This window comes from Mycoplasma sp. 3398, from assembly GCF_053851555.1.
Map to the genome: position 1 here is coordinate 1 of NZ_JBSQAW010000007.1, position 12,088 is coordinate 12,088.

Below are 12,088 nucleotides of genomic sequence, written 5' to 3' on the forward strand. Positions count from 1 at the left end.
TTCTTTTCTTGTTCTTTGCCTTCTTCATTCTTTTTAGGATCTTCTGGTTTCTTTTGATCATCTATTTTAGGATCACTAGGTTTTTTATCATTATTTGAACTGCAAGAAATAACAGTTGCAGCTGTTATAAAAGGTATTGAAATGCTTGCTAATGTTAATAAAATTTTGTTAGATTTCTTCATGATATCTCCTTAGATAAAATTTTTATATACAAAACAAAATTATAGTTTTTTTTTTTTTTTGCAAAATTTGGTAGCAAAATAGCAAGAATTTGTTTTTTTGTATGCCATAACATATTATTTTAGCTTTACTACGAATTTGCTATTATCAAAAACATATGCAAAAATAAAGGTATCATTATCATTAACTTGTTCGTCAAATAATTATATTTATGAGAATTTTACAATTAAAATTAACTTAAAAAATGAGATAATGTTGTTTCCAATTTAAGGCATCTCTTTAATCAGACTCAATTTCTCAGTAGACACAAATGATAAATAACAAAAAAATAACCAAACATCAGATACAAAAATTTTTTCAATTATTTTGTTGTTTGGTTATTTTTATATAATAAATTTAAATTTGTGTAATTACCATTCTCAAATCTCTTAATAAAAAGTAAGCTAGAAATTAATTTACACAAAAAATTCTTACACTTCCTTATTAAAAAGATTTAAATTATGTTCCTTATTTTTATACTTAAATGGAGGGCTATAGGAAAGCAAAATTACTTTTGCTACCTTTTTTATTTTTTTTAAAAAATCAAGCTTTAAGTTAAAGTTTATTTAATTTTTTAAGCTAAACGATACCTCTTAACTTCTGAAAAATTTATTAATCTAATAGCATTTCAGCATTCCCTTAGTGAATTTATGAAATGTTTATGCATTATTTTATTGCTTCTTTATTTTTTGAAGTTCTTTTTCTTTAACAGATACATTTTCTTCTTCTAATTTTAATTCTTTTTCATTTTTTAGAATTTGTTTTTTTATATTATCACTTTCGCTAAGAATATTTTTAATACTTAAATCAGCATCGTTTATTGTTTTAATTATTTCTTGATTAAGACTATAAATATCATTAAATTTATTTTTTGCTTTCTCTAATTTTTGCTGTTTTAGATTAATTTCAATAGCTATTTTTTCTAATTCCTTTTGTGCTTCTTTGAGTTTATATTTTTCATTATTTAGTTTCAGTAAAGCAGCGTCATTTTTTTGCTTAGCATTTTCATATTCTTTTTGTTTTTTATTTGTTAAATTATTATTATTATTATTATTATTATTATTATTATTATTTGTTTTATTGATAGCTTTTTCAATATCTTGCAGTTTTTTTATTATTCGCTCTACTTCTTTAGTTTTTTGGCCTACATTTTCAAACAAACTTTGAACTTTATGATTAGCACTATTTAATTCATGTTGAACTTTTTGCAATTCTATATTATTCTTGTTAGCTTTTTGCACAGATGCATTTTTATTAGAAGCTAGCAGTTCACGTCTTTTATTTAAATCACTTAATTCGTTACTTTTTTGATTTAACACATCAGTTTTTAAAGAAATATCATTGTTAATACTTTCAAGCGCCTTCATTAATCTCTTATTATTCATAAAAGAATTTTGCTTTTGCACTTCAACATTACTTTTACTTTTCTCATTTTTAGCTACTTCTTTTTGCTTTTCATCCACAATTTTTTTTGCGTCCCTTAGGCTTTGTTCCAATGCAGCTAAAATATCATTAGAACTATTTAATGCATTATTAGCATCTTGAATCTCTTGATTTTTTGTTATTCATTTTTCCTTAGTTAATCTTAAATTGTTTTCTGCATCTTTTCTACGTTTTTTAGCTTCAGCGGCTTCTGCTCTTGCCAATTGTAATAATTCAAACTTATCATTCTTTTGCTTCTCTTTGATTGCTACATTAGCATCAGCTTCTTTTAGTTTTTTTTCAGATTGGGCTTTTCTTTCAATATTTTCGTCTTTTTCTTTAGTTAACTCCAACAGTCTTTTCTCTGCTTGTAATATTTTTCCATCAAAATCTCAATATTCTTTTACTACTGGCACAATTTCCTTTTCGAGTTTTTTCTTTTTTTCTTCCCATTCTGCCAATTCTTTTTGTGCCCTTTCATAATCTTTCTCAATACTACTCTTTTCAGATTGAAGTCGATCAATTATCTCTCAAATTCTATCCTCCGCCGCAACTCCTCCATCACCAATACCAGTATCAGATCCATTGGCCTCAGCAATTCTATCTAATGTTTTATGATAATCACTTATATTTTTATTATATGAATCAATTAGTTTCTTATTTTTTTCAACCAATTCAGATACTTCTCCGATCTTGATTCTCATAGATGTACGATTATTCCCTAGTTCAACTAGGTTATTTTCTAATAATTTTTTTTGATTAGTAAATTCAGCTATATCTAATTTTTTTTGTTTTATTTCTTCTAAATTTTGCTTAATTCTTTTTTCGATATTTATAGAACTTTCAGCAGCACCATCTTTAAGATCATTTGCGAGTTTTAAATTTTGTTTCAAAATTTCATATTCAATGTTTAACTGGTTAGCATAACGATCTTTATCGATTTCGTCATTTCTAATATCAGCAATCAATTTTTCTATTTTCTTAATGGTTTCATCAACTAATTTTATTTCATTACCTAGTTTATTAATCTCTTCATTTTTTTGCTTTTTATTTTTTTTAATTTCATCTAATTGTGTTTGTAAGTTATTTTGTGTATCTTGAGCCTGTTTCAATAATCTTTTTGATTCTTCCAATTCATTATTTATTTGATTAAAATTTTGCTCTTTTTCTTGATATTCACGTTTAGAATTTTCAATTTGTTTTAAGATGTTTTTTTGATTGTCCTTTGCTTTTACTAGATTATTATTTGCTTCCTCTAATTCTTTAAAAATACGACCTGTGTCAATGGAAATTTCTTCTTCAAGTCTACTTGCTTCTTGAACTTGATTGTTTAGTTCAATGTTGGCAGAAATAAGACTATTCAGTTTTTGAGTTGTCTCACTTACTTCCTGCTTTGCATCATTAAGTTGTTTATTTGCTTGATCTAGTTGTTTTTGAGCATTATTTAATTCATTATTTATTCTATTTTTATCACTATTAAGAGCAATTATAGTATTATTAGCTTTTTCTGATTCTTTTTTAGCTTCTTCTAATTCCTTAGTTTTCTTTGCCAAATCATTATCTATATCAATAGCGTTAGAAGTTAAAGATTCAACGCTTTCTTGAGCATTTTTAACCTTATTTTTAGCTTTTTCTAGTTTCCTATTTGCTTCATTTAATTCTTTGGTTAGTTTATCTAACTCATTATTCGCATAAATAACGCTATTTTCTAATTCTTGTTTATTTTGCTCCGCATCTTTTTTTGATTTTTCAAGCGCTTTTATTTTTTCTTTAATAAGTTGAAGTTGTTTTTCCAAAGCTTCCTTATTTTTCCTGGTTTTATTTAGTTTTTCATTAGCCTTGTTTAATTCTTCTGCCTTAGAAATTACATCCCTATTTTTTAATAAATCATTTTGCTTTGCTTTCTCTAGTTCGCTGTTTGTTTTATCTAATTCATCTTGTGAATATTTTTGCTCAGCTTTTAAGGTTTTAAATTGATGAATAAAAACAATTTTATTATTATAAACCATCTGGAATTCATAATCAGTATTAGGAGATAACGGTTTCTCATTATTTATCCCAAAATGCATATTTTCGCTATTTTTTCCGACTGTGTAAGACTTTCTAACTATTTCATATGGTGTTTTTTTGGCATAAAATAAAACTAAAAATGTTCTATCCATATTATCATTTTCATCAATATTTTTCAAATTAAACACTGCTGAGTTTGAAGCAATTTTCTGGTCCTTTATTTTTAAACCTTTAATATCATTTGCGCTATTAACTCCATTTTTATTGGCATTTAAGAAATAATAAGCAACCAAAGCGCCTGTTGCAACGATTGATAGTGAAAGGGATAAAGCTAAAATAATGTTGCCACGTCTTTTCTTTTTTTGTTTGTTTTCGCTGGTGTTTTCCATAAATTTATACTCTTTCTTTTTTTAAGCTATCATTTTCAAATATTTTTCAATTTTTATAGGTTATATGTTACATTTTTTTTTTTTTTTTCGCAAAGTTGCTTATTTTGTAAGGCTATCATTATTTATAATAATGATAAAATTTGTATATGTTTTAGCTTATTTATCCAATATATTCATGCTTTTTAACCCTGGGTAATAAAAAAGAGGCAACTGCCTCTCTCTAAAATAATTTACTTTTAAAACAGGAATTCTTACATCTTCTTATTTTAAAATTTATTGTAAATAATTTCATTGCTTTCATCATCATTTGAATATTTATTATTCAAATGGGATTTAGATTTAGATGAATCAAAACCTGAAATTGTCAAATATTCTTGTGTATCATCATCTGTATGATTTTCGATTTCACTATTTGTGAGTTTAAAATCATTTTCTTCTTTATTGTTGGTTCTATTTATTCCTGTAGCAATTACAGATACATAAATTTCACCAAGTTTTTCTGCTTCTTCATTAGCAGGAGAACCAACGCCGAATATAACATCAATATTTTCGCCAGCAACATTCTTTAAAACATCAATTGCGGCTTCAAAATCATTGATAGTACTATTTCTTGATGACGAAAAATAAACTATTGCCTTAGTGATACCTTTTATATTACTTTCTAAAATAGGACTGCTTATCGCATTATGCATTGCTTTCTGCGCCGCATTTTCACCAGTTGATTGTCCGATTCCTACAATGGTTTCGCCACTGTTTTTAATTAACGTTTCTAGGTCGGCTAAGTCCAAATTAATCAAACCAGGTACAGCTATAATATCGACAACAGTTCTAATAAATTGCTTAACAATATTATCTGCAACCTTAAAAGCATCCTTAAAAGAAATTTCGCCAAAAGATTCTTTCAATTTATCATTTGAAATAATAATATAAGAATCTACATTTTTCTTTAATTCTTCAATCCCTTGGAGTGCAATCTGACTTCGCTTTTTTCCTTCAAATGAAAAGGGTGTAGTTACAATTGCTATTACCAAAGAATTTTGTTCTTTAGCTAATTTGGCAATCACAGGGGCTGCTCCAGTACCGGTGCCGCCACCCATCCCAGCAGTAATGACCACTAGGCTAGCATTTTTTATCTTTTCCTTTATTTCATGTGTTGAATGCTCGGCAGCTTGTCTTCCAATTTCTGGATTAGCACCAGCCCCGATACCTTTTTTATCACCTAATTGTAGTGTTAGTGATTTATCAAATTTATCTAGAATTTGTCTATCTGTGTTTGCAACAACAAATTCTAATCCATCAATTTTTGTATCAAGAAGACTTTGAATACTATTATTTCCACCACCACCAACACCGATAACCTTAATATTAGCAACGGAATTGAAATTTTCAAATTCTGGCATGGCAGTACTCCTTACTTTTTTCTACTTTATCTTTAATTTAACTAAATTATATAAATAAAATTGATTTTATTTTTTGTAATTAAAAGAATATCCTTTTTCCTCTCGTTTATTTACGTCTAAAATAAATAATTCAGAGGTTATAGTCATTTCTTTAATAGTATTTTGTCTTTTGTTAACAAGATTAATAATTCCCATCATTTCATAACTAATAACATCAATTGCGCAATAAGCTTTGTCTGATAAATAACTTAAAATTTTAAAGTTTTTAAACGTTTTTATAGTTTCTAGGAATTTGCTATTACTTACATTAAAATTAACTTTTATATTAATATCTTTTATATTTTTTAAAAAAGATTCAACATAATCATTAATTTTTTTTAAATAATATCCCAGAACTTTTTTAAATAATAAATTATTGCCAGAATTTAAGTTACATTGCCATAAATTAAATTTAGTATAAGCTATTTTTTTGGTAGTTTTCAATTGTTTAGCAATGAATTCAATTAAATAATCTATTCCTAAATTAACATTTTTTTTAATTATAACTACATCATTTTTTAAAACATTTAATTTCAAGCTGTAATCATCTAAATAAATTTGGGTAGCTATTCCAGAATCTCTTTGTTGATTAAAATAAATATTTTTAAGGAATTCATAGTCATAAATTTTTAAAATATTTAGGTTATTTTTCTTAAATAGATTAAAAATGTTTTTAGCAACATTTCATTCTAAAAGATTAAGACTTATTAATTGATTGTTATTATCATTATTTAGATATGAGTAATCAAATAAGTAATTACTATTTGATTTTTCTAAGTAGTATAGTTTCTTGGCTAATTCATAATTAGTTAGCTTTTGATTACTTTTATTAGAAATTATTTTCTTATTAATTTTCAAAAAAGGTGAATCTTGAATAACTACAACAACATTTTTTATTGTCAAAGATATGGTTGCTTCAATTTCTTTTTTAGTTTTGCAAATAAATGAATCTAACTCAAATAGGTTAAAAATTGTGCTACTAATGCTTCTTTTATAAATCAAAATATTTCCAAAAGAATTTTGCTCTATAACCTCAACAGAAAAACTGCTGACCTCAAATTTGTATGCTATAATAACACTTTTCTTCATAAATTAACCTATTTTTGTTATCACTCTCATTTTTGCGCTACGTGATCTTTTATTATTCTCAAATTCGCTTTGAGAAGGAAAAATAATTTTTTGTTTTCACTTTAATTCAGTCTGAACTGGCAATCTTTTTAATTTAGGATCTACATAATTTAAATTTTGAAAGAATCTTTTGACTTTTGCATCTTCCTTGCTATGAAAGGTTATAATAGCTAACTTGCCGTTAACATTTAATAAATCTATAACCTGATTTAGCAAATCATCTAATGCATTTAATTCATCATTAACCGCAATCCTTAAAGCTTGAAATACAGCTTTCGATGGATTCTTTTGTCTAACAATTTTGGCTGGTAATGCTTTTTTAATAATTTCATTTAATTCAAAAGAAGTACTAATTGGTCTATTTTTAACAATTGATTTCGCAACTATTCTTGCTAGCTTTACATCACCATAATCGTATAAAATTTGTGCAATTTTATCTTCTTCTCACTCATTGACTATTATATGTGCATTAAGTTCTGCATCCAAATCCATTCTCATATCCAGTTTTGTATCCTGTGAATATGAAAAACCTCTTCTAGCATCATCTAGTTGTGGACTAGATACGCCTAGATCAACTAAGATTCCATCAACTTTTTCAATATTAAGTTTCGCTAATTCTTCTTTCAAGAATCTAAAATCACTCTTAACTAATATAAAAAGGTCACTCACTAATTTTAATTTTTGTTCGGAATCACGTATTGCTTCAATATCTTTATCAAAGCAAATAAGTCTCCCGTTACCTTGGTCTTTTATTTTTTTTAAAATTTCAACACTATGTCCAGCTCTTCCTAAAGTTAAATCAAGATAAATCCCATTTGGCTTAATGTCTAATGAACTAACTACTTCATTTAGCAAAACAGGAATATGTTTTTCTATAATTTAACCCCTTGTTCAAATAATTTCTGAGCTAGATTATTAATGTCAATTTCATCTTCGAAATATCTTTCTTTTGCATCATAAACTTCTTTTGCAAAAAGTTCACAGGTGTTTCCTGATCCGATGAAGACAACATCCTTTTTGATAGTGGTTTTAAAAGCTAAATGTTTCGGAATAATAATACGATTTGACTTATCTGGCACAACTAATTCTGTATTTGCAAAGATAAATCTACTTAATTCTCTCAAATCTCTATTAAGCAAATTATTATCCTCAAGTTTAGATTTTAGTTTTTCAAACTCAACCTTATCTCTCAAAACTAATTGTTTGTCAAAACCAATTGTGATAAAAAATTCCTTTCCTAAATCATTAAGTATTTTAGGCGGAATGACAACTCTTAACTTGTCATCTAAGCTTCGCTCGTATTTACCATACATTTCCACTTCCTCCCACTATCAACCAAATTTTACTATTTTTATAAACTATTTTTTGAAAAAAGTATTTTTTTAATAAAAAGCGACAAATTTATATTTTTTAAAATTAACAAATGAATAATTAATAATTTAGAAAATTACTTTTTTACTAAAATTTGCTAAAATAATTTACATGCTGGTTTAGCTCAGATGGTAGAGCAACTGATTCGTAATCAGTGGGTCGGGGGTTCGATACCTCTAACCAGCACCATAATTGCCGATAATACGAGATATGATGGTGCTTATATAAATAAATTAAAAATTTTTATTAAGAAATATTTTTTTAGGTTATAATAATTAAGCATTTACTTATATGAGTGCCGACTTAGCTCAGCGGTAGAGCAGCTGGCTGTTAACCAGTTGGTCGTTGGTTCAATCCCAATAGTCGGCGCCAGTATGGCCCTATGGTGAAGTGGTTAACACATATGGTTTTCATCCATACATGCGTGGGTTCGAGTCCCGCTAGGGTCACCATTTGGAGAATTAGCTCAGTTGGGAGAGCATCGCCCTTACAAGGCGAGGGTCGTGGGTTCGAGCCCCTCATTCTCCACCATTTGTAAATCACCAATAAATAATGCCCTCACGGCATTTTTTTATGTTTATTTGTTATCCACTAATTTAAGTGCATAACAAATAAACCAACATAATAAGATTTTTAACTATAAAAAAAAGTAATTGCGATTACCGCAATGAATTATCATATATGAAATAATTGCATCAATATAAAAATCACAAGCACCCAAACTAACTGCTTTAAAATTCAATTTATGCTCTAAATTCTTAAGGGTTTTATATTGACTGCCAATGCCTGAAAACATTTCAAATAATTTTATTTTCCTCATAACATATTAAGTTTAGCGCGCAATTTGAATTATATTAATTATTTTTTCATTATAAAATTTAAAATAAAAAAGAAAGGCATTTATAGCCTTTCTAAACAACATATTTAATGATATGGTGCGCGAGGAGGGACTTGAACCCTCACGCCGGAAGCATTAGTGCCTAAAACTAACGTGTCTGCCAATTTCACCACTCGCGCATATATGGTGCCGTTTATAGGACTTGAACCTACGACCTACTGATTACAAGTCAGTTGCTCTGCCAACTGAGCTAAAACGGCTTACTTATTTAATGCTATATTATTATATATAATTTTTTTGTTATTTAATAAAAAAAGTAGCATATATTTTAATTTTTTGAAATATGATTCAAAACACCTATTTTTATTTTATACACTTTTATAAATTAGTAAATTAGTGTTTTTTATAAAATAAAGAGATATTTTTTAACTAGCAAATCAAGTAAAACTTGTCTCATGATAAATATGGTAATCTTCGTTAATACATAAATCCAACACTTAATTTAAAAACTAAGAAGATAAAGCTTTTGATATTCAGTTATCTCATCAATAACCCCTTCAATTGACTAAATAATTTAAAAATGATATAATAAATTACATTGAGGAAAAATGTTTTTTAAGATTAATAAAAAAAGAGGAGAATCAAGTTTTTTTGCAATTAAAAAATTTGCAAAAGAACATAATATTAAAAAGATTGGTCATAGCGGTACTCTTGATCCGTTAGCCCAAGGTCTTTTAATAGTTGCTAGTGATGATGATACAAAAGTTTTGCCATGACTTATTAATGATACAAAACAGTATTTTGTTGAAGCTTCACTTCATTGCTCTTCTAAAAGTTATGATGAAGGTGAAGAAGTTATTTTTTTAAAAAATAAAAAAATGATTACCAAGGAGCAATTAGAAAATGCGCTAAAACATTTTAAAAATCAAACCAAACAAATTCCTCCAGTTTTTTCGGCCAAAAAAATAAATGGACAAAGAAGTTATGATTTAGCTAGAAAAAACATAGATTTTTCATTAGCAGAATGTAATATTAAAATACACAACTTGGAGTTAATAGATTTTAACTATCAAAAACAATCATTCATCATTAGGACAAAAGTATCAAAAGGAACTTACATAAGGTCATTAATTCATGATATTGGAACATATCTTGAAACGGATGCTGTTGTAAATATTTTAAAGCGAGAGAAAATTGGGAATATCAAATTAAATGAAAGTCTCGATTTTGAGCAAATCAATAACATAAACTCTCTTTTTAGAGTAAAATTATATACACTTACACATTTTGAAGTGAAATTAATAAAGTCAAAATCGGTTTTTTTCGATAGATTTAAAAACTTTAACGGAAAAGGCCTTTTTACATTTAATAATCAAATAATTGGTTGAGGACAAATAAATAACGGTTTCATAACCTTCGACAAGGTTTTATTCAACCGTATATTTTCATTGCCTAGTTAAGAGGTTAAAATGAATAACAAGTACAAGATGGTTGTGTTTGATATAGACGGTACATTGCTACCATTTGGCATAGATGAACTTTCTCTAAGAATGAAAGAAATGTTTCGCAAATTAAAAGATGCAGGTTATATTAATGTGCTTTGTTCAGGACGTGATATTTTTACAGTCGGAAAACAAATACATAATCCATATGTTGATTATTTTATTGGTGCAAATGGAACATTTATTTTAGATTTAAAAACTAATGAATACATATTTGAACAAACTATTGATTATAATGATTTTGTAAAGTTCAGATTATTTGCTAATGAAAGAAAGATACCATTTTCATTTGTAGGATATAAATGGGGCTATTATAATGATTTATTTAATCTAAATCACTGATTCTATCTACCTTATAAAGATAAATTTATATCAGAAAAAGAATTCGAAACAAAAAATGATAAAAACTATCTAATCACTGTTAGCACAAATAATCCCGAATATTGATCTAAGCAACTTAATATTTTATTCGAACACCATAATATGAATATGTGAGTTTTAGCAACATGACCTGGGGGAATATTTCTTTCAGCCAAAGGCATTACCAAGGCCGTGGGTCTAGAAGTATTGGGCAAACTGTTGGATATTAAGCCAAGTGAAATGGTTGCATTTGGTGATTCTGAAAATGACATTGAGATGCTAAAACTAGTTGGTTTAGGGATAGCTATGGGAAATGGAGAAGATACCACTAAAGATGTTGCTAATGAAATTTGTTTACCTGTTACTGAAGATGGACCATATTTCAAACTAAAAGAAAAAGGGTTTTACGAGTAATCGTAAAATTTTTATTTATTTTTAAAATTATTAATTAAAGTAAAATTATTAATATGAAAATTTTTGAATGAAATTTTAAACAAATTTTTGAAATAAATAATGACTTAATTATGGTTTTAGGCAGTTTTGAAACTCTTCATCTAGGGCACTATGAATTAATCAAAATTGCAAAGGACCTAAAAAATTCAGGGGCAAATTACAAATTAGCAATTATGCTATTTAACCAACCATATAAAAAGTCGAAAATACATGAAAACAAGGCCTTCCAAGTCCAAACAAGACTATATACATTATTTAATTTAGGATTCGATTTCGTATTTTTGGTTGATGTTAATGAAGATACAATGAATGTTTCACATTATGATTTTTGCAATAATTTAAAAAATAATAACGTTAAATATGTTGTATGCGGTAATGATTTTTATTTTGGCTTTCGTAGAAGTGGCGATGTTAATTACCTTAAAAAAAATTTTGAAGTCTATACAGCAAACGAACGAAAGATTAATAAAAGAAAAATTTCCTCAACATTAATAAATGAATTAATTGATGAAGGCAACATTTCGGCAATAAATAATCTACTTATTGAAAAATATGCTTTTATTACCAATTTTGAGAAATTTCATTTTAAATATCCTGAAAATATCAAAAAAATTAAATCAGGAATTTATATTACAAACGTTGTAATTAATGATATAGAATATCACGGTTTAGTTAAAATTGGCATAAAAAATGATGAAGGTTTTGATAATGTTGCCTATCTTTTAGATCTTGATATAATTCCAAGCAAGTATCAAGAAATATTTGTCGAGTTTGAAGCATTAATAAGATATATCAGTCTTAATCATGAAAATAAAATTCAAGACAGCGATATACAAATTGCCAAAAAATGATTTGCTAAATAAATTAAATTTGGATACTGTGGATAATTTTGTATAAATCAGTCTCAAACTTATTTTGAAGGTAATATAGAAAATTTTGTGTAAATTTATCTCTGGC

At 26.9% G+C, this 12,088-nt stretch carries 8 protein-coding genes, 6 tRNA genes and 1 pseudogene; 7 read left to right on the forward strand and 8 right to left on the reverse strand.

Annotated elements, in window-relative coordinates; genetic code table 4:
- From ACWXVK_RS02460 to ACWXVK_RS02485, 6 genes and pseudogenes are all read right to left on the reverse strand, one after another.
- Window positions 1–182: pseudogene (locus tag ACWXVK_RS02460) on the reverse strand (hypothetical protein); the annotation flags it as partial.
- A gap of 708 nt (window positions 183–890) precedes the next feature.
- Window positions 891–4,040, reverse strand: coding sequence for a hypothetical protein (locus tag ACWXVK_RS02465; RefSeq protein WP_456017137.1), 3,150 nt, complete (start codon window positions 4,038–4,040; stop codon window positions 891–893).
- A 266-nt stretch (window positions 4,041–4,306) separates the two neighbouring features.
- Window positions 4,307–5,440, reverse strand: a complete 1,134-nt coding sequence (ftsZ, locus tag ACWXVK_RS02470) for a cell division protein FtsZ (RefSeq protein WP_455966233.1) — start codon at window positions 5,438–5,440, stop codon at window positions 4,307–4,309.
- Window positions 5,441–5,506: 66 nt separating this feature from the next.
- Window positions 5,507–6,568: a hypothetical protein gene (locus ACWXVK_RS02475; protein WP_456017139.1), complete on the reverse strand. Its 1,062-nt coding sequence runs from the start codon at window positions 6,566–6,568 to the stop codon at window positions 5,507–5,509.
- Between the two features lie 3 nt (window positions 6,569–6,571).
- Window positions 6,572–7,486, reverse strand: a complete 915-nt coding sequence (gene rsmH / locus ACWXVK_RS02480; RefSeq protein WP_456017152.1) for a 16S rRNA (cytosine(1402)-N(4))-methyltransferase RsmH — start codon at window positions 7,484–7,486, stop codon at window positions 6,572–6,574.
- Window positions 7,480–7,920 (reverse strand): division/cell wall cluster transcriptional repressor MraZ, encoded by a 441-nt coding sequence (locus ACWXVK_RS02485; RefSeq protein ID WP_438340860.1) that lies wholly within the window; start codon window positions 7,918–7,920, stop codon window positions 7,480–7,482. Before ACWXVK_RS02485 ends, rsmH begins: the two co-directional genes overlap by 7 nt.
- A 171-nt stretch (window positions 7,921–8,091) precedes the next feature.
- On the opposite strand from ACWXVK_RS02485, the gene ACWXVK_RS02490 reads away from it, so the two are divergent.
- The 4 genes from ACWXVK_RS02490 (at window position 8,092) to ACWXVK_RS02505 (ending at window position 8,509) form a co-directional block, all read left to right on the forward strand.
- A tRNA-Thr gene (locus ACWXVK_RS02490) sits at window positions 8,092–8,167 on the forward strand.
- Between the two features lie 108 nt (window positions 8,168–8,275).
- Window positions 8,276–8,350, forward strand: a tRNA-Asn gene (locus tag ACWXVK_RS02495).
- Window positions 8,351–8,354: 4 nt separating this feature from the next.
- Window positions 8,355–8,430 (forward strand) — tRNA-Glu (locus tag ACWXVK_RS02500).
- A gap of 3 nt (window positions 8,431–8,433) precedes the next feature.
- Window positions 8,434–8,509 (forward strand) — tRNA-Val (locus tag ACWXVK_RS02505).
- A 402-nt stretch (window positions 8,510–8,911) separates the two neighbouring features.
- Here ACWXVK_RS02505 and ACWXVK_RS02510 read toward each other — a convergent pair.
- Window positions 8,912–8,995, reverse strand: a tRNA-Leu gene (locus tag ACWXVK_RS02510).
- A gap of 5 nt (window positions 8,996–9,000) precedes the next feature.
- Window positions 9,001–9,076, reverse strand: a tRNA-Thr gene (locus ACWXVK_RS02515).
- Window positions 9,077–9,424: 348 nt separating this feature from the next.
- On the opposite strand from ACWXVK_RS02515, the gene truB reads away from it, so the two are divergent.
- From truB to ACWXVK_RS02530, 3 genes are read left to right on the forward strand one after another with little or no spacing between them, the layout of a single operon-like run.
- Window positions 9,425–10,276, forward strand: a complete 852-nt coding sequence (gene truB, locus ACWXVK_RS02520) for a tRNA pseudouridine(55) synthase TruB (protein ID WP_444705150.1) — start codon at window positions 9,425–9,427, stop codon at window positions 10,274–10,276.
- A 9-nt stretch (window positions 10,277–10,285) separates the two neighbouring features.
- Window positions 10,286–11,092, forward strand: coding sequence for a YcsE-related riboflavin metabolism phosphatase (locus tag ACWXVK_RS02525; RefSeq protein ID WP_438340862.1), 807 nt, complete (start codon window positions 10,286–10,288; stop codon window positions 11,090–11,092).
- 53 nt (window positions 11,093–11,145) lie between these two features.
- Window positions 11,146–11,994, forward strand: a complete 849-nt coding sequence (locus tag ACWXVK_RS02530; protein WP_444705152.1) for an FAD synthase — start codon at window positions 11,146–11,148, stop codon at window positions 11,992–11,994.
- Window positions 11,995–12,088: the final 94 nt, after the last annotated feature.